The organism is Saccharothrix sp. CCNWYY140, from assembly GCF_037401995.1.
Classification (GTDB): domain Bacteria; phylum Actinomycetota; class Actinomycetes; order Mycobacteriales; family Pseudonocardiaceae; genus Actinosynnema.
The window spans coordinates 1-16,786 of sequence record NZ_JBBEGC010000074.1 but is presented as its reverse complement, the minus strand read 5'-3'; the positions used below and the strand labels follow the sequence as shown (position 1 = coordinate 16,786).

Here is a 16,786-nt window from a genome sequence, read left to right as displayed (position 1 = left end):
GGGGATGGCCGAATACCGAAGGGAACCGTCGTGGCTGACCGCCTCGTCGTACGCGGCGCACGCGAGCACAACCTGCGAGGGGTGGACCTCGACCTGCCGAGGGACAGCCTCATCGTGTTCACCGGGCTGTCCGGCTCGGGCAAGTCCAGCCTGGCCTTCGACACGATCTTCGCCGAGGGCCAGCGCCGCTACGTCGAATCGCTGTCGGCCTACGCGCGGCAGTTCCTCGGGCAGATGGACAAGCCCGACGTCGACTTCATCGAGGGCCTGTCGCCCGCGGTGTCGATCGACCAGAAGTCGACCAGCCGCAACCCGCGCTCCACGGTCGGCACCATCACCGAGGTCTACGACTACCTGCGCCTGCTCTACGCCCGCGCGGGCAAGCCGCACTGCCCCACCTGCGGCGAGGCCATCTCCAAGCAGACGCCGCAGCAGATCGTCGACCAGGTCCTTGCGATGGAGCAGGGCACCAAGTTCCAGGTGCTCGCGCCGGTCATCCGGGGCCGCAAGGGCGAGTACCTCGACCTGTTCTCCACCCTCCAGTCGCAGGGCTACTCGCGCGCGAAGGTCGACGGCGTCGTCTACGCGCTGGGCGAGGTGCCCAAGCTCAAGAAGCAGGAGAAGCACCACATCGCGGTGGTGATCGACCGGCTCGCGGTCAAGACCAGCGCCAAGCAGCGGCTCACCGACTCGGTGGAGACCGCGCTGCGCCTGGCCGACGGCCTGGTCGAACTGGAGTTCGTCGACGTCCCGGAGAACGACCCGGGCCGCGTGCGCGGCTTCTCCGAGAACCTGGCCTGCCCCAACGGCCACCCCCTGGCGATCGAGGACCTGGAGCCCCGGTCGTTCTCGTTCAACTCCCCCTACGGCGCCTGCCCCACGTGCACCGGCATCGGCGTGCGCAAGGAGGTGGACCCGGAGCTGGTCGTCCCGGACGACGAGCTGTCGCTGTCCGAGGGCGCGATCGCGCCGTGGGCCACCGGCCAGACCGCCGAGTACTTCGCCCGCCTGCTCGAGGCGCTGGCGCTGACCATCGGGTTCCGCATGGACACCCCGTGGCGGCAGCTGCCCGCCAAGGCGCAGAAGGCGATCCTGCACGGCGTGCCGGAGCAGGTGAACGTCCGCTACAAGAACCGGTACGGCCGCGAGCGCTCCTACTACGCCAACTACGAGGGCGTGATCCCGTTCCTGGAGCGCCGCCAGGAGCAGACCGAGTCCGAGTACATGCGGGAGAAGTACGAGGGCTACATGCGGGAGGTGCCGTGCCCGGTGTGCCAGGGCACCCGCCTCAAGCCGGAGATCCTCGCCGTCACGCTCAACCACGGCCGCAAGGGCGACAAGTCCATCGCCGAGGTGTGCGCGATGTCGGTGCAGGAGTGCTCGGAGTTCCTCGACGGCCTCAAGCTGGGCAAGCGCGAGTCGATGATCGCGGGCGCGGTCCTCAAGGAGATCCAGGCACGCCTGCACTTCCTGCTCGACGTCGGCCTCAACTACCTGTCCCTCGACCGGGCCAGCGCCACACTTTCGGGTGGAGAGGCGCAGCGCATCCGACTGGCCACCCAGATCGGCTCCGGCCTGGTCGGCGTGCTGTACGTGCTGGACGAGCCGTCCATCGGCCTGCACCAGCGCGACAACCACCGCCTGATCGAGACCCTGACCCGCCTGCGCGACCTGGGCAACACGCTCATCGTGGTCGAGCACGACGAGGACACCATCCGCACGTCGGACTGGGTGGTCGACATCGGTCCGGGCGCCGGGGAGCACGGCGGCCAGGTCGTGCACAGCGGCCCGTACCAGGAGCTGCTCAAGAGCAAGAAGTCGATCACCGGCGACTACCTGTCCGGCCGCAAGCAGATCCCGATGCCCACCACCCGGCGCAAAATCGACAAGAAGCGCCAGCTTACGGTGGTCGGCGCCCGCGAGCACAACCTGCGCGGCATCGACGTGTCGTTCCCGCTGGGCTGCCTGGTCTCGGTCACCGGCGTGTCCGGCTCGGGCAAGTCCACGCTGGTCAACGACATCCTGGCCACGGTCCTGGCGAACAAGCTCAACGGCGCCCGCCAGGTGCCGGGCCGCCACACCCGGGTCAAGGGCCTGGAGCAGGTGGACAAGCTGGTGCAGGTCGACCAGTCCCCGATCGGCCGCACCCCGAGGTCCAACCCGGCCACCTACACGGGCGTCTTCGACCACATCCGCAAGCTCTTCGCAGCCACCACCGAGGCGAAGGTCCGCGGCTACCAGCCGGGCCGCTTCTCGTTCAACGTCAAGGGCGGTCGCTGCGAGGCGTGCGCCGGCGACGGCACGATCAAGATCGAGATGAACTTCCTGCCGGACGTCTACGTCCCGTGCGAGGTCTGCAAGGGCGCCCGCTACAACCGCGAGACGCTCGAAGTGCACTACAAGGGCAAGACCATCTCCGAGGTCTTGGACATGCCGATCGAAGAGGCCGCGACCTTCTTCGAGCCGATCAACGCCATCCACCGCCACCTGCGCACCTTGGTCGACGTGGGCCTCGGCTACGTCCGCCTGGGCCAGCCCGCCCCCACCCTCTCCGGCGGCGAGGCACAACGCGTCAAGCTGGCCTCCGAACTCCAGAAGCGCTCGACGGGCAAAACGGTCTACATCCTCGACGAGCCCACCACGGGCCTGCACTTCGAGGACATCCGCAAGCTCCTCGGCGTGATCAACGGCTTGGTCGACAAGGGCAACACGGTGATCGTGATCGAGCACAACCTCGACGTGATCAAGGTGTCGGACTGGCTGGTCGACATGGGCCCCGAGGGCGGCTCGGGCGGCGGCATGGTCATCGCCGAGGGCACCCCGGAAGACGTGGCCGAGGTCGAACAGAGCTACACCGGCCAGTTCCTGCGCGAGGTGCTGGGCACGGACACGGCGGCAGCGGGTTAACCACCGTGCCGTCCCTGCACCACTACCGCTTCCGCAGCATCTGGACAGTGGACAACCCCCCACTGGACACGTTCGACGTGCTAGCGGACCTCGGCAGCTACCCGAAGTGGTGGCCCGAGGTCCGCACCGCACACCAGATAGCCGACAAAGCAGCCCAACTCCGCTGCCGCTCGGTGCTCCCCTACGACCTCATCTTCGAGGCCCACCACAACACGGAAGACCGCAAGTCCGGCCTCCTACGCGCAACCCTGGTAGGCGACCTGGAAGGCACCGCAAGCTGGCGCATCCTCCCGGAAGGCCGCACAGGCTCCCGCCTGGTCTACACCCAAGAGGTAGAGGTAACAAAACCCTTGGTCCGCCGCCTAGCCCTCCTAGCCCGCCCTTTGCTGAAGGCCAACCACGAACTCATGATGCGCAACGGCCACAAAGGCCTACGCACCTACCTCGCAGGCTTCCAAGCCGCCCGCAACACCAACAACAACAACAACTAACCCCACACCCCAAACCCACCCACCCACGCCCGCCGGCCCGTCCCACGCGCCCGCCGCCCTTCACGCCCGAAGGGCGCGCTTTCCTTTGGGCTAGCGCAGCAAACCACCCTCCTGGGCTTCTTCCGTCATCCCCGTATGGCCTGCCCGAAGGGCTACCACAGATTTTCGGGGTTGCAGCCGAAATTTTTGTGAGGAACGAGCAAAAATTTTAGCGGCAACCCCGGAAATCTGTGGTTGGCTCCGCCAGGCCATACGGGGATGACGGAAGAAGCCCCCGCCCTTTCTTTTCCGTCATCCTTGGCGGCCTGCCCGCCGGCGAGGCGCTTTTCAAGCTTTTAGCTTTTCGCTTTCCGCTTCCGCTCACCCTCAAACCAGCGGACAGATCTCGTACATGATCTTGAACAACCGATCCGACTCGGGCGAGTCGCCGACCGGCAGCTTGAGGTAGGCCTTGGTCGCCTCGGTGCACTTGGTCAGGACACTCTGCTCCGAGTCCAGCGCCGACTTCCGCGAACGCTTCTCCTTCAACGACTCGTCCGCTTCCTCCCGCTCCTTCGCCACGTCGGCCGCGGTGGATTCCTCTGCCGAACGGGCGGTGGTGAGGCGGTCGGTCTCGGAGCTCTGGTCGAAGTAGAGGACGGTGAACACGGCGGCAGTGGCCAGGAACAGGGCCGCTACGACGGACAGGACGATGATCGGTGCTCGGTTCATCGGCAATACACCTTCACGCGGTCGATCGCGGCGGCCAGGGCCGGTTGGTCGGAGTCCCGGGCCGCGATGATGGAGTCCTTGGCCGGTTCGGCGCACTTGCGCAGGTCAGCGTTCTGGGTTTCGAGGGACTTGATGTCCGCGTCCGTCTCGTCGATCGACTTCCGCGTGTCGGCGAGTTCGGCACGTTTGTCGGTCACCTGGCGGGTGGCGTCCTGAAGGGCTTGGGACGCCTTCTCCCGCTCCTGGCGGGCGTCGTTCCAGAGGGCGGCCATCGTGCCGGCGGCTCCCAGGGTCAGGACTGCCAGCAGTGCCAGGACGAGCACGACCGGCCGCACCTTCGAGGGCGGCTGCGGCGCGGGAGCCTGCGGCACGTGAGACTGCGGCACGTGAGACTGCGGCGCGGGACCCTGCGGAACCTGGGGCTGCGGCACATGAGGTGGGTAGAACGGCGGGGTGGGCTGCGGGCCGGTCATGGGGCCGACGCTAGAACCCCCAAGGCCCCCGATTCACCAACCAAAGACCCACCGGGACCTGTCGACGCAGCTCAGAACACGCGCACGACTTCCCCGGACCGGCCCGGACCGGGGCAACCCCAGACCGGAACACCACCCGGGATCACAACCAGCCGTTGTCCCGAGCGATGGCAACAGCGTCCGCAGTCCCCTCCGCCCCCACCTTCGTCACCGCCGCCGACAAATAATTCCGCACAGTCCCAGGCGACAACCCCATCCGCCGCGCCACCTCCACCACCCCCACCTCGTAAGCGACCAACCGCAACGCCTCCAACTCCCGAGGCGTCAACGGACACGCCGCCGGCACCAACACATCGGCAGCCATCGCCGGATGCAGGTACCGCCCACCGGCATGCACCCTCCGCACCACATCCGCCAACACCCCAGACGGCGACGACCTGGGCAACACCGCCTTGGCCCCCGTCACCAACGCCTGCCGAGCATGCGGCACCCCGGCCCCAGCCCCCACCCCGGTCAGCACAACCACCGCACACGACGGCAACAACGGCGCCAACTCCCGCGCCACCGCAAACCCGTCCAGCCCACGCAACCCGGCCAACACCACATCCGCCGAGTGCGCCACCGCGGCAGCCACCGTCGACTCGCCATCGGCGGCCGACGCCACCACGTCCAGATCACCCTCCAGCCGCAGCAACGCCGTCAACGCCGCCCGTTCCAGCCCCGACTCGTCGGCCACCAGCACGCGGATGTGCACGCCGACCTCCCACCGAACCGGACCCAGGCCGACCTCAAGCGTGCACCACCCCCACCCCCACCGCACACCAACCCAACACCGCTACCCCGCCACCGCTACCGCTACCGCCACCGTTACCGCCACCCCGCCACCGCCACCCCGCCACCCCAACACCGCTACCCCAGCGCCACACCCAACCTCCGCACACCCTCACCGATGTCAGCCACCGTGTTGGTGGTGAACGACAACCGCAACGCCGCCCGATCCGGCACAGTCGCAAAAAACGGCGCACCCGGCACAAACGCCACGTCCTGAGCCAACGCCTTCGGCAACAACTCGGCCGTGTCCACCCCACCCGGCAGGTTCACCCACACGAACATCCCCCCATCCGGGTCACTCCACCGAGCCCCGCCCGGCAGCGCCGAAGGCAACGCCGCCAACATCGCGTCCCGCCGCGCGCGATAAGCAGCGCACAACCCACGCACATGCGCGTCAAGGTCGTTGTCCGCCAGGTAAACCGCCGCCGCAGCCTGGTCAATAGTGGACGTGTGCAGGTCGGCCGCCTGCTTCACCACCACCAACGTCCGCAGCAACTCCGCAGGCGCGCGCAGCCACCCCAGCCGCAGACCAGGCGCACCGATCTTGGAGAAAGAACCCAGGTACAGCACCCGCTCACTGAACGACGCCAGCGCCGGCTCCCGTTCCCCCCGGTACCGCAGCTCGCCATACGGGTCGTCCTCCACCACCCACAACCCGTGCCGCTCGGCCACCGCGGCGATCTCCCGCCGCCGCGCGGCGGACAGCGTCCGCCCGGTCGGGTTGGCGAACGTCGGCACCAGGTACAGCAGCTCAGGCCGTTCCCGCTCGACCACCTCGGCCAGCGCGGCGGGGTCCATGCCGTGCTCATCGCCCGCGATCGGCACGATCCGCGCGCCCGCGAGCTGGAACGCCTGGAGCGCCGCCAGGTACGTCGGCTCCTCCACCGCCACCACCGCTCCGGGGTCGAGCAGGGCCGTGACCAGCAGGGTCAGTGCCTGCTGCGAGCCGGTGGTGACGAGCAGGTCGGCGGCGTCGGTGGGCAGGCCGCGGGCGGTCAGCCGGGCGGCGACGTGGCCGCGCAGGTCCGGGTCGCCCTCGGTGGGCGCGTACTGGAGCGAGCGCCGGGACACGGCCTTGTCGAACGCCGCGCGCAGGGCTTCGACGTCGAACAGTTCGGGCGCGGGCAGTCCGCCCGCGAACGAGATCACTTCGGGCCGGTTGATCAGGGCGAGCAGGTCGCGGACGGGCGAGCTGGCGACGGTGAGCTTCCGAGGCATGGGGCAGTCCTCCGGTGGACGGGAAAGGGATGCGCGGTCGTGCCGCGTCAAGGGGTCGCACCGGGGGTTGAGGCGCCTCCTTTCACCCTAACCGGTGATCACCTGGCGGCTCACATGCTTATCTGGTTATATAGCTGACATGGCATCTACGTTCGCCGTGCTGGCCGACCCGCACCGCCGGGAGATCCTCGACGTGCTGCGCGCGGGCGAGCGCCCGGTCAACGACCTGGTCGACGTGCTGGCCCTGACCCAGCCGGCGGTGTCCAAGCACCTGCGGGTGCTGCGCGAGGCCGGCCTGGTCGAGGTGCGGCGGGACGCGCAGCGGCGCTGGTACCGGCTGCGCCCCGAGCCGCTGGCCGAACTCGATGCCTGGCTCGCGCCGTACCGGCGGATGTGGGAGCGCAGCCTGGACGCACTCGAACGGCGATTGGACGTGATGGACCGATGAGCGACGTGATCGACCGATGAGCGACGTGATCGACCGATGAGCCAGGTGGTGGACCGATGAGCGCCGAACTGCGCCACATCGACGGCAAGCCCGTGCTGCGCTTCGAACGGCTCCTGCGGCACGACCCCGCGAAGGTGTGGCGGGCGGTCACCGAACCGGCCGAACTCGCCCACTGGTTCCCCGCGACCGTCGAGGTCGACGGCCGGGAGCTCCGCTTCAGCTTCCCGGACGGCAGCGACTCCGGCGGCGAGGTGCTGGAGTCCGACCCGCCGAAGGTGTTCGCGTTCCGCTGGGGCACCGACGTCCTGCGGTTCGAGCTGCTGCCCCACGACGACGGCTGCCTGCTGGTGTTCACCCACGTCCTGGGCTCCGCGCCGAGCGCCGGGCGCACCGCCGCCGGCTGGGACGCCTGCTTCGCCGCGCTGGACGCCTCCCTCGCCGGCACCGCGATCACGCCGTCGGAGGACTGGCTGGGCCCGATGGAGCACTACGTCCGCGAGTTCGGCCTGGACGAGGGCCACGCCGAGGGCAGGACCGTGCGGTTCGTCCGCGACCTCGTCTGGAAACCACTGGACGAAGTGTGGGCGCTGTTCACCGAAGACTCCCCAGACCTCCCCACCCGCGCGACCAACCCCCACGTGCCACCCGGCCCTGTCACAACCCGCGAAGAGCCCCGCCTACTGGAGTTCGACTCACCAACCGGCCACGTGCGCTGGGAGTTCCGCCACGACCCCGACGAGGGCACATCCGTCGAGCTGACGCACACCGTCCACGACCCGGCGTTCATCCCAACCGCCCTCGCCGCCTGGCACGTGCACCTGGAACTGTTCTTCGCCGCCACCTTCGGCGAGATCCGCTGCCCGTGGCCGGAAGACCGAGTCGCGGAGCTGACCGAGCGCTACGCGAGCCGCGCGTCCAGCTGAGCGTCGAGCCGCGCGTCCAGCCGAGCCAGGTGGTCGCGTCCGTAGGTGCCGTTCTCCAAGCCGTCCAACAACCCTTCCGGCAAGTCGGCCGGCAGGACCCACGACGCGGCGGCCAGGGCGATCGTCGCCACGGTGTCCACGTCGCCGGTGAACGCCACGCACGCGCGTAGCACCTCGCTCTGCGAGTCGTGCCCGGACAACGCGGTCAGCGCCGCACGCACGCTCATCACGCCCTTCGCGCCGACCTTCCCGTGCCACGGCCGCGCCCACACCGGCGACCCGAGCCGGTCGGCGATCCACGCGCCCACGTCCGCCACCGGCCCCAACCCGTACCGGCAGTAGTGCACGGCCAGCGCGGCGGCCGACGCGGACGCGATCCCGTCCGGTGTGTCGTGCGTGACCCGCGCCTGCACCTCGGCGTGGTGCAGCACGTCGTCCACAGTGGACAAGAGACCGACCGGCGCCGCCCGCATCGCCGCGCCGCTCTTGTCGCTGTCGGGCCGGATGCGGGCCAGGAAGTCCGCGCCCGTGCGCACTTCACTGAGGAACGCCTGGAATCCACGCGCGTAACCGGGGCGCGGGTCGCGGTGGAACGCGTCCACGAACCGCTCGGCGATGTGCTCCGGGGTCCACGGGTCGCCGTCGGCGAGCAGTTCGGCCAACGCCAACGTCATCTGCGTGTCGTCGGTGTACGCGCCGGGCTCCAAGCCGTGCGTCGGATGGCGGACGTAGCCGCTCACGGTGTTGTGCGCAGCGACGAAATCCGGTTCGGCGTACTCGAAACCCGCGCCGTACGCGTCACCCACGGCCAACTCGACCAGCACCTGCGCACCCTCCGTCCGGGTCCGACCGAACGGCGTCGTAAGGCCGCGCTATAACCGAGTCGGTATGTCCCGTTTCACCCTATTCGCTGGTAATACTCGATGTCGACCAAAGACACCCTGTGCGCGAGAAATCGCGTGTCTTTCGGAAACGAGGAACCTTGCGACCCTCCAGGTTGATCCCTGCGCTCGCAGCCGCTCTGCTGTCCCTGCTCGCCCTGGCCCCCGCCGGCTCGGCCGCACCCGCGACTGACGGCGGCGTCTCGCCGTACATCATCGGCGGCGGCTACGCGTCCAACGCGCCCTGGGCGGCACGGCTGTTCTCCAACGGCCGGCAGACGTGCACCGCGACCATCATCGCTCCCACGTGGATCCTGACCGCCCGGCACTGCGTCAGCGGTGGCGGCCTGTCGTTCCGGATCGGCAGCCTCGACCAGACCACCGGCGGCACGGTGGCCAACGGCGTGCAGACCTACACCCACTCCTCGGACCTCGCGCTGGTCCGGCTCGACCGCTCGGTCTCGGCGACCTACTCGCGCCTGGCGACGGCCTCCCCGGCGGCCGGCACCACCGTGCAGGTCTACGGCTGGGGCGCGACCTCCCGGTGCGGCTCCGAGATCAACTGCCAGTCCCGCTACCTGAAGGTGGCGAACGTGATCGTGTCCGGCGCGTGCACCGACGCCTACGGCGGCAGCGCGATCTGCGCCCGCTACGGCAACGGCATCACCGCCGGCGGCGACTCGGGCGGCCCGATGGTCCACAACGGCCTCCAGATCGGCGTGGCGTCCACCAGCGACCGCCAGACCACGACCGCGTACACCAACGTCACCCGCTACCGCTCCTGGATCCAGTCCATCGCCGGCGTCTGATCAGCGCCGCACCGGCCCGCCCGCCCCTGCGCGGGCGGGCCGTTCTTCCGCCTCAGCCTCGACGCCTGCGGGCCACCAGGGTCAACAGTGCCGTGCCTCCGAGCACCAGCAACCCGCCGACCAACAGGAACGAGGCCAACTCCCGGCCGGTGTCCGCCAGCTCTCCACCACCCGCGAGCGGCACCGTGGTGGTCGTCGGCTGGGTGGTCGTGGTCGTCGTGCTTTCGGTCGTCGTGCTTTCGGTCGTCGTGGTCGTGCTCTCGGTCGTCGTGCTGTCGGTCGTCGTCGTGCTTTCCGTCGTGGTCGTGCTTTCCGTCGTGGTCGTGCTTTCCGTCGTAGTGGTCGGGATGGCGCACCCAGGCAAGTCACCGATGAACGGGTATGCGTGGAACTCGTTGCCGGTGCCGCCGCCGGACCCGCCGTGGGTCAGCGAGCCGGTGGTGAAGAAGCGGCCGTTGACCCCGGGCATGGTCACCGTCGTCGTGCTCGCCGGGTTGCCGACCAGCACGCTGCCCTGGAACTGCGCGCCACCGGCCAGCTCGACCGTGGTCGCGGCCGGGAAGTTCCACAACAGCCGCTCACGCATGCTGTTGAGCTGCCCGCCGTCGGCGATCTCCCCGGTGTAGGTGGAGATCCGGCGTGCGTCGCCGACGAGGTTGACCAGGACGGTCGCCCCGGCCGGGATGCCGTCGAACACCAGTCCCTGCTGGCCGCCCGAGGCGCTGACCAGGTCGAAGTCGACGGTGAACACCTGGAGCGCGGACTTGCCGTCACCGGTGAACAGGGTCTGGTAGTTCTGGTTGACCGCCGTCCCTGTGGTCGCCGCCGCCGCGTAGCAGGTGCTCGCCGTGGTGAGCTGCGCGGACAGGCCCGCATAGGGGCTGAACGCGCCGGCGTCGGGCTTGTCTGTGCCGGTGAACGTCCCGCTGATCCCGCCGGCGTGGTGGATGACACCGCCCTCGGCGAGCAGCTTCTGGCCGTCCGCGACGCTCACCGCGCCGCCGGTGACCAGGAAGTCCGAGCCGGGCGGCGGCGGCACGCGGGACCCGACGCCGACGATGCCGACGTTGTAGGACGGCGACGCGCCCGCGTCCTTGGCCTGGTCGAAGTTCCCGCCGACGACGATCCGCCCCTCGGCCTCGGCCGCGCTCGCCCGGACCCGGAAGTCGCCGCCCACGAAGACGTTGATCGCGTCGTCGTAGCCCGCGATCCCGCCGTTGTGGATGGGCGGGAACTCGTCGGGGCACTGCGTGCCGACGCACGGCCCGAGCCCGCCGGGCAGCGGATCGGCGACGCCGGTTCCGTGCAGGGCGACCCCCGTGACCAGGGCGACCACGCCGAGAACTCCGAGCAGGTGGGTGCGGGACATGCGCTCGATGCTGTGCGCTGGACACGCTTCGCGCGCGTGGACACACGCCGGGTTACCCCGCCGGGGGTGACGAAGAGCCCCCGACAGGGTGACGCCCTCAGCGCCGAGCGGCGTCGGCGACTCCCAGCCCGACGACGACCGTGGCCGGCTCAGCGCCGAGCGGCGAGACCCAGCCCGACGACGACCGTGGCCAGGCCCGCGACCAGCGCCGCGCCGGCCGTGCCGAACGCCGTGCCGGCGATCGCGACCAGCACCGCGAGCCCCATCGCGCCGCCGACCTGCTGCGCGGTGGTCGCCACCGCCGACGCGACACCCTCCTGACCCGCGTCCACCCCGGCCGAGGCGGTGATGAACATGGCCGGGAACGTGATGCCGCCGCCGATCCCCCACACCACCAGGCCGGGCAGCAACAACCAGAACCCGCCGTGCACGGCCATTCCGGCAGCCAGCAGCCCGATCCCGAGCCCGTTGCCGACCATGCCGACGACCAGCGCGCGCCGCACACCCCACCGCGCGATCACCGGACCGAGGAGCTTGAGCGAGGCCGTCATGGAGACCAACGTCAGCGGCAGGAACAGCAGCCCGGCGGCGAGCGGCCGGTACCCGAGGACGTCCTGGAGGTAGGTGGTGGTCAGGTAGTACGCGCCGCCGAGCGAGCTCTGGAAGACCAGGATCACGCCGATCGCGGTCAGCAACGCCCGGTTGCCCAAGAGCCGAAGCGGCACCAACGGCTCCCGCGTACGCCGCTCGACCAACAGGAACACCCCGAACACCACCACACCCGCGAGCACGGTCGCCCCACCCCGCACCCACCCGGTCTCCGGCCCGGTGACCAACCCCAACACCAACAACACCGAGGCGGCGGTAGCCAACACCGTCCCCAGCACATCGAACCCAGGCCGCACTCCTCCGCTCACTCCACCCCCATCCGCTGTCGGTCCCCCGTGGGACGATGGAACCGGGGGCCGGAGGCCACGCCCCGCCCCCACCACGGCGTCCGGCGCCAGCACGAAGGGCGCGAGCACGGCGGCGCCCAGCGCGAACGGCACCATCACCAGCAGCACCCACTCCCAGCCCCACGCGTCGGTCAACACCCCGCCGAGCAGGGCGCCCACCGCGAGCCCACCGCTGCCCGCCGCGCCCCACACCGACAGCGCCCGGTTGCGCTCCGGTCCCTCGGCGAACCCGGACCCGATCAACGCCAGCGTCGCCGGCGTCAGCAGCGCCCCGCCCAACCCCTGCGCGGCCCGAGCGGCGACCAGGAACCCCTGGTCCGTGGCCAGCCCACCGGCCAGGCAGGCGAGCCCGAACAGCACCAGCCCGCCCACGAACGCCCGCCGCGCGCCGAGCCGGTCCACGACCCGCCCGCCGAACAGCAGGAACCCGCCGAGCCCGACCGCGTAGGCGCTGAGCACCCATTGCAGGGACTGCGCGGTGAACCCCAACTCGCGCCCGATGTCGGGCAGCGCCACGAACACGATGTTGTAGTCCATCGCCACGATGAACTGCGCAAACGCCAACAAGTAGATCCGCAGACCCGTTTTCGGGCGCGCGGCAATCCCAGAGGTCAAGGTGCACTCCGTATTTTTACTGCACGGCGTATAGTTCAGACACGCCGCACAGTACAGCAACGCTGTAGAGTGTCAACATGGCTGTCCAGGTGCCCAGCAGGCGGGCGCGGCTGCGTGCCGAGACCTCCGCCGAGATCCGCGCGACCGCGCTCAAGCTCATGGCCGAGGGCGGTCCGGACGCGATCTCGCTGCGGGCCATCGCCCGCGAGATGGGCATGACGGCCAACGCGATCTACGGCTACTACCCCACCCGCGACGACCTGATCACCACGCTGATCACCGAGGTCTACGGCGACCTGGTCCGCCAGATCGAGGCCGCCCGAGACGCCGCCGAAGGCCCGGCCGGCCGCCTGTTGGCCTGGGCGCACGCGTTCCGCGCGTGGTCGCTGGCCAACCCCGAGGGCTTCCGGCTCATCTACGGCGACCCGGTGCCCGGCTACCAGCCGCCCGCGGACGGCTTCGAGCCGGAGAAACGGGCGTGCGCCGCCCTGGTCGACCTCGTCGTGGACGCCTGGCCGACCGCCGCCGCCACCCAGTCCCACGGCGACCACCGCTGGGAGGACTTCGACCCGCACACCACCGAGGACCTGCGCGCGAACCACCCCGACCTGCCGCCGGCCGCCGTCGCCCTGTCCCTGCGCGTGTGGGGCCGCATGCACGGCCTGGTCACGCTGGAGGTCTACGGCCGGCTGCGCACCCAGACCACCGAGCCCGGCAAGCTCTACGAGGCCGAACTCGACGACCTGGTCCGCTCACTGGGCCTCGGCTGACGAACCCCGGGTCTCGGCGAACTCCACCCGCACCCCGAGCAGCCGCACCGCCCGGTCGTCGGAGAACCGCTCCCACGCCTCCAGCGCGGCCCGCTCGACGGGTTCGGCGTCCAGCGTCGGACCGGCCAGGGTCACCCCGCGCGTGTAGGTGAAGAACGGCGCGAACCGGGCCTTCACCACCACCCGCACCACCGGACGCCCCTCCGCCCGCACGTCCTCCGCCACCCGCCGCGCCAGCGCCGCCACCTGCTCCCGTATCTCCGCCCGCGAGGTCAGGTCGTGCTGGAACGTCGTCTCCCGGCTCCGCGACCGCGCGACCCACGGCGTGGCGGTGACCTCGGTGTCCCCCGCGCCCAGCGCCAGCCGGTGGAAGTACGGCCCCATCGCCGGCCCGAACCGCGCCGCCAGCTCCGCCGGGTCGGTCCGCGCCAACTCCTCGACCGTGCCGATGCCCAGCTCCGCGAGCTTGCGCGCGGTCCGCGTCCCGATCCCCCACAACGCCGTCACCGGCTTCGACGCCATGACCGGGACCCAGTTCTCCCTGGTCAGGCGGTAGATCCCGGCCGGTTTGGCGAACCCGGTGGCGAGCTTGGCGCGCAGCTTGTTGTCCCCGATCCCCACCGAACACGACAGCCCGGTCTCCGCCTGCACGACCTCACGGGTCCGCCTCGCCAACGCCTCCGGGTCGTCGGTGCGCGCGCCCAGGAACGCCTCGTCCCACCCGATCACCTCGACCACCACGGGCAGTTCCCGCAGCACGTCCATCACGTGCGCCGACACCGCCTCGTACGCGGGCGGGTCGGAGGGCAGGAACACCGCGTCCGGGCACTTGCGCACGGCCACCTTCAACGGCATCCCCGAGTGCACCCCGAACTCCCGGGCCTCGTAGGACGCGGTCGCCACGACGGCGCGCTCGGTCGGGTCGCCGTTGCCGCCGACGACCACCGGCCTGCCCTTCAACTCGGGCCGCCGCGCCACCTCGACCGCCGCGATGAACTGGTCGAGGTCCACGTGCAGGACCCAGTCCGGTTCGGACACAACCGCCAGTATGGGCGTGGGATGCTGCTCGCGTGACCCCGGAGGAACTCGCCCACCTGCGTCGGGCCAAGGACCTCATGGACCGCGAGTACGCCCGGCCGCTGGACGTGCCCGCCCTGGCCCGCGCCGCGCTGATGTCCACTTCGCACTTCGCCCGGCAGTTCAAGGCCGCCTACGGGGAGACGCCGTACAACTACCTGATGACCCGGCGCATCGAGCGCGCCAAGTCCTTGCTGCGGCGCGGGGACATGTCGGTCACGGACGTCTGCATGGCGGTCGGCTGCACCTCGCTCGGGTCGTTCAGCACGCGGTTCACCGAGCTGGTCGGCGAGTCCCCCAGCGCGTACCGGGCACGCGACCACTCGGCCACCGCCGCTGTACCCAGCTGCTGGGCCAAGCACGCCGACCGCCCAAGCAGATTTCGAGAAGCACGGCGCTGACCAGCGGCGTTAGCGTCTGCGGCATGAAGCTCTCGCACACTTTCATCCAGGTGCACGACCAGGACGCCGCCCTCGAGTTCTACCGGGACGTCATCGGCCTCGAACTGCGCACCGACGCGGACATGGGCGAGTGGCGCTGGCTCTCCTTCAGCCCGCCCGCGCAGCCGGACGTCCAGATCGTGCTCGCCAACCCGATCATGGCGCGCTCGCCCGAGGACGCCGAGGCGGTCCGCAAGCTGATCGCCAAGGGCGCGATGGACGGCGTGATCTTCGAGGTGGACGACGTGGACGCCACGTTCGAGCGGATCGCCGCGGCGGGCGCGGAGGTCATCCAGGAGCCGATCGACCAGCCCTACGCCGTGCGGGACTGCGCGTTCCGCGACCAGTCGGGCAACATGATCCGGTTCTCCAGCAGCCTGAAGGGCTGACGGGTGCGCACGGACCGCCGGTCGTGACACGATCAAGACATGACCGGCAGTCCGCGCGACCGCGACGACGCGGGCCGCGCCCGCAACGCCCGCCCGCGCGACGGCCTGGGCCGTCCACTCCCGTACGACGCTCCGGGCGTCGAGCGCCAGCCCGAGGGCGTGCCCCGGACACCCGCGGAGTCGCTGGCCGAGGCGCAACGACTCCTGGACGACGGCAAACCGTTCCACGCACACGAGGTCCTCGAAGACGCTTGGAAGGCCGCGCCCGAACCGGAACGCGAACTGTGGCGCGGCCTGGCCCAACTGGCCGTCGGCCTGACCCACGCGGCCCGCGGCAACACCCGAGGCGCACAGTCCCTGGTGGACCGCGGCGCCCGCAACATCGAGCCGTACCGAGCCGACCCGCCACACGGCGTGGACGTGGCCGGACTGGTGGCGTGGGCGGAAGCCGGCGGCGTCGGCACGCCCCGCCTGAAGGGGGACCCGTGCTGATCCGTCCTTACCGCGACTCCGACCGGGAGTCCGTGGGCGACATCTGCGTCCGCACCGCCGACGCCGGCGGCGACTCCAGCCACCTGTATCCCGACCTGGAGCTGATGCCGAGCATCTTCGCCTGGCCGTACGCGGAGTTGGAGCCGGAGTTGGCATTCGTCGCCGACGACGGCGAACGCGCGGTGGGTTACGTCCTGGGCGCGGCCGACACTCGTGCTTTCGCAGAACGTTTCCGAGACGACTGGCTCCCCAAGGTCACCGACCGCTTCCCCTTGGTGGACCCGCCGACAACCCCGACCGACGAGATGGTCTGGCTCCTGCACCACCCGGAACGCATGATCGTGCCAGCGCTCGCGGACTACCCAGCCCACCTGCACATCGACCTGCTACCGGGCCACCAACGCGCAGGCCACGGCCGCCGCCTGATGGACGCGCTACTGGCTGCGTTGCGCGACAAGGGAGTACCGGCCGTACACCTGGGAATGCTCACCGCAAACACCCCGGCCCGCGCCTTCTACGACCGTCTGGGCTTCCACGAGATCGACGTGCCCGACAGGGGCCCGCTGACCTACCTGGGCCTGCACCTCTGACCCGGAATTGGGCCGAATGCCTGCTTGGGGGCCGTCGTGGCGGGGTAGACGACGGTCAACAACTCCCCCAAGGAGGCTCCCCGTGTTCGCGATCATCGCCGCGGTCATCTTCGGTCTCGCCCTCCTGCTCGACCTGGCCAACGCCTCACTGGGCTCCGTCATCGACGGCGGCACCCTCCTGATGGCCGGCTTGCTGTGCGTGGCCCTCCACCTGGCAGGTGTCGGGGTGGGTGCCCGCGCCTTCTCCTTCCGCCGCCGCCGGTAACAGCCAAGCTCGCCGAAGGCGCGCTCTTCGCCCGAAGGGCGCGCTTTTCCACGAAGCTCGCGCAGCAGACCTCCCAACTTGGGCTTCTTCCGTCATCCCCGTATGGCCTGCCCGAAGGGCTACCACAGATT

The 16,786-nt window shown here is 70.3% G+C and carries 19 protein-coding genes; 11 read left to right on the top strand and 8 right to left on the bottom strand.

The window, feature by feature from the left end:
• Positions 1-30 precede the first annotated feature (30 nt).
• A complete protein-coding gene (uvrA, locus tag WBN91_RS26825; protein WP_337727224.1) occupies positions 31-2,907 on the top strand; it encodes an excinuclease ABC subunit UvrA in 2,877 nt (958 codons plus the stop codon).
• 47 nt (positions 2,908-2,954) lie between these two features.
• Entirely contained in the window at positions 2,955-3,398 is a 444-nt protein-coding gene (locus tag WBN91_RS26820; RefSeq protein WP_337727225.1) for an SRPBCC family protein, read from the top strand.
• A 366-nt stretch (positions 3,399-3,764) separates the two neighbouring features.
• Here WBN91_RS26820 and WBN91_RS26815 read toward each other — a convergent pair whose 3' ends face one another.
• From WBN91_RS26815 to WBN91_RS26800, 4 genes are all read right to left on the bottom strand, one after another.
• Positions 3,765-4,109 carry a hypothetical protein gene (locus tag WBN91_RS26815; protein WP_337727226.1) on the bottom strand — a complete coding sequence of 115 codons (345 nt, stop codon included), beginning with the start codon at positions 4,107-4,109 and terminating at the stop codon, positions 3,765-3,767.
• Positions 4,106-4,582, bottom strand: coding sequence for a hypothetical protein (locus WBN91_RS26810; RefSeq protein WP_337727227.1), 477 nt, complete (start codon positions 4,580-4,582; stop codon positions 4,106-4,108). Before WBN91_RS26810 ends, WBN91_RS26815 begins: the two co-directional genes overlap by 4 nt.
• Before the next feature lie 142 nt (positions 4,583-4,724).
• Positions 4,725-5,336, bottom strand: a complete 612-nt coding sequence (locus WBN91_RS26805) for a response regulator transcription factor (RefSeq protein ID WP_337727228.1) — start codon at positions 5,334-5,336, stop codon at positions 4,725-4,727.
• A 155-nt stretch (positions 5,337-5,491) separates the two neighbouring features.
• On the bottom strand, positions 5,492-6,631 hold the full coding sequence (locus WBN91_RS26800; protein ID WP_337727229.1) for an aminotransferase-like domain-containing protein: 1,140 nt from the start codon (positions 6,629-6,631) through the stop codon (positions 5,492-5,494).
• 139 nt (positions 6,632-6,770) lie between these two features.
• Here WBN91_RS26800 and WBN91_RS26795 point away from each other — a divergent pair, with 139 nt between their 5' ends.
• Positions 6,771-7,079, top strand: coding sequence for an ArsR/SmtB family transcription factor (locus tag WBN91_RS26795; RefSeq protein ID WP_337727230.1), 309 nt, complete (start codon positions 6,771-6,773; stop codon positions 7,077-7,079).
• 56 nt (positions 7,080-7,135) lie between these two features.
• Positions 7,136-8,002, top strand: a complete 867-nt coding sequence (locus WBN91_RS26790) for an SRPBCC family protein (protein WP_337727231.1) — start codon at positions 7,136-7,138, stop codon at positions 8,000-8,002.
• On the opposite strand, the gene WBN91_RS26785 is transcribed toward WBN91_RS26790, so the two are convergent.
• Positions 7,978-8,826, bottom strand: a complete 849-nt coding sequence (locus WBN91_RS26785) for an ADP-ribosylglycohydrolase family protein (protein WP_337727232.1) — start codon at positions 8,824-8,826, stop codon at positions 7,978-7,980. The two genes, WBN91_RS26790 and WBN91_RS26785, sit on opposite strands and share 25 nt — an antisense overlap.
• A gap of 158 nt (positions 8,827-8,984) precedes the next feature.
• Here WBN91_RS26785 and WBN91_RS26780 point away from each other — a divergent pair, with 158 nt between their 5' ends.
• Positions 8,985-9,692 carry a S1 family peptidase gene (locus WBN91_RS26780; protein WP_443217807.1) on the top strand — a complete coding sequence of 236 codons (708 nt, stop codon included), beginning with the start codon at positions 8,985-8,987 and terminating at the stop codon, positions 9,690-9,692.
• 52 nt (positions 9,693-9,744) lie between these two features.
• On the opposite strand, the gene WBN91_RS26775 is transcribed toward WBN91_RS26780, so the two are convergent.
• Both WBN91_RS26775 and WBN91_RS26770 read right to left on the bottom strand, forming a co-directional pair.
• Positions 9,745-11,061 (bottom strand): choice-of-anchor A family protein, encoded by a 1,317-nt coding sequence (locus WBN91_RS26775; RefSeq protein ID WP_337727233.1) that lies wholly within the window; start codon positions 11,059-11,061, stop codon positions 9,745-9,747.
• Positions 11,062-11,210: 149 nt separating this feature from the next.
• A complete protein-coding gene (locus WBN91_RS26770) occupies positions 11,211-12,632 on the bottom strand; it encodes an MFS transporter (protein WP_337727234.1) in 1,422 nt (473 codons plus the stop codon).
• A gap of 77 nt (positions 12,633-12,709) precedes the next feature.
• Between WBN91_RS26770 and WBN91_RS26765 the strand changes: the two genes are divergently transcribed.
• Entirely contained in the window at positions 12,710-13,402 is a 693-nt protein-coding gene (locus WBN91_RS26765) for a TetR/AcrR family transcriptional regulator (protein WP_337727235.1), read from the top strand.
• On the opposite strand, the gene WBN91_RS26760 is transcribed toward WBN91_RS26765, so the two are convergent.
• On the bottom strand, positions 13,385-14,440 hold the full coding sequence (locus WBN91_RS26760; protein ID WP_337727236.1) for a DNA polymerase IV: 1,056 nt from the start codon (positions 14,438-14,440) through the stop codon (positions 13,385-13,387). The two genes, WBN91_RS26765 and WBN91_RS26760, sit on opposite strands and share 18 nt — an antisense overlap.
• A 32-nt stretch (positions 14,441-14,472) precedes the next feature.
• On the opposite strand from WBN91_RS26760, the gene WBN91_RS26755 reads away from it, so the two are divergent.
• The 5 genes from WBN91_RS26755 (at position 14,473) to WBN91_RS26735 (ending at position 16,655) form a co-directional block, all read left to right on the top strand.
• Entirely contained in the window at positions 14,473-14,880 is a 408-nt protein-coding gene (locus tag WBN91_RS26755; protein ID WP_337727237.1) for a helix-turn-helix transcriptional regulator, read from the top strand.
• 23 nt (positions 14,881-14,903) lie between these two features.
• The gene (locus tag WBN91_RS26750; protein WP_337727238.1) at positions 14,904-15,308 is read left to right on the top strand and encodes a VOC family protein; all 405 of its coding nucleotides are present in this window, start codon (positions 14,904-14,906) and stop codon (positions 15,306-15,308) included.
• Positions 15,309-15,347: 39 nt separating this feature from the next.
• A complete protein-coding gene (locus WBN91_RS26745; RefSeq protein WP_337727239.1) occupies positions 15,348-15,800 on the top strand; it encodes a DUF309 domain-containing protein in 453 nt (150 codons plus the stop codon).
• Positions 15,794-16,390 carry a GNAT family N-acetyltransferase gene (locus tag WBN91_RS26740; RefSeq protein ID WP_337727240.1) on the top strand — a complete coding sequence of 199 codons (597 nt, stop codon included), beginning with the start codon at positions 15,794-15,796 and terminating at the stop codon, positions 16,388-16,390. Before WBN91_RS26745 ends, WBN91_RS26740 begins: the two co-directional genes overlap by 7 nt.
• Positions 16,391-16,472: 82 nt before the next feature.
• Entirely contained in the window at positions 16,473-16,655 is a 183-nt protein-coding gene (locus WBN91_RS26735) for a hypothetical protein (RefSeq protein ID WP_121227225.1), read from the top strand.
• Positions 16,656-16,786: the final 131 nt, after the last annotated feature.

Bases quoted from the DNA above. Each gene is read 5' to 3' on its own strand.
- WBN91_RS26815 (WP_337727226.1), bottom strand. From the start codon at position 4,109: ATGAACCGAGCACCGATCATCGTCCTGTCCGTCGTAGCGGCCCTGTTC.
- WBN91_RS26810 (WP_337727227.1), bottom strand. From the start codon at position 4,582: ATGACCGGCCCGCAGCCCACCCCGCCGTTCTACCCACCTCATGTGCCG.
- WBN91_RS26800 (WP_337727229.1), bottom strand. From the start codon at position 6,631: ATGCCTCGGAAGCTCACCGTCGCCAGCTCGCCCGTCCGCGACCTGCTC.
- WBN91_RS26795 (WP_337727230.1), top strand. From the start codon at position 6,771: ATGGCATCTACGTTCGCCGTGCTGGCCGACCCGCACCGCCGGGAGATC.
- WBN91_RS26790 (WP_337727231.1), top strand. From the start codon at position 7,136: ATGAGCGCCGAACTGCGCCACATCGACGGCAAGCCCGTGCTGCGCTTC.
- WBN91_RS26775 (WP_337727233.1), bottom strand. From the start codon at position 11,061: ATGTCCCGCACCCACCTGCTCGGAGTTCTCGGCGTGGTCGCCCTGGTC.
- WBN91_RS26765 (WP_337727235.1), top strand. From the start codon at position 12,710: ATGGCTGTCCAGGTGCCCAGCAGGCGGGCGCGGCTGCGTGCCGAGACC.
- WBN91_RS26750 (WP_337727238.1), top strand. From the start codon at position 14,904: ATGAAGCTCTCGCACACTTTCATCCAGGTGCACGACCAGGACGCCGCC.
- WBN91_RS26745 (WP_337727239.1), top strand. From the start codon at position 15,348: ATGACCGGCAGTCCGCGCGACCGCGACGACGCGGGCCGCGCCCGCAAC.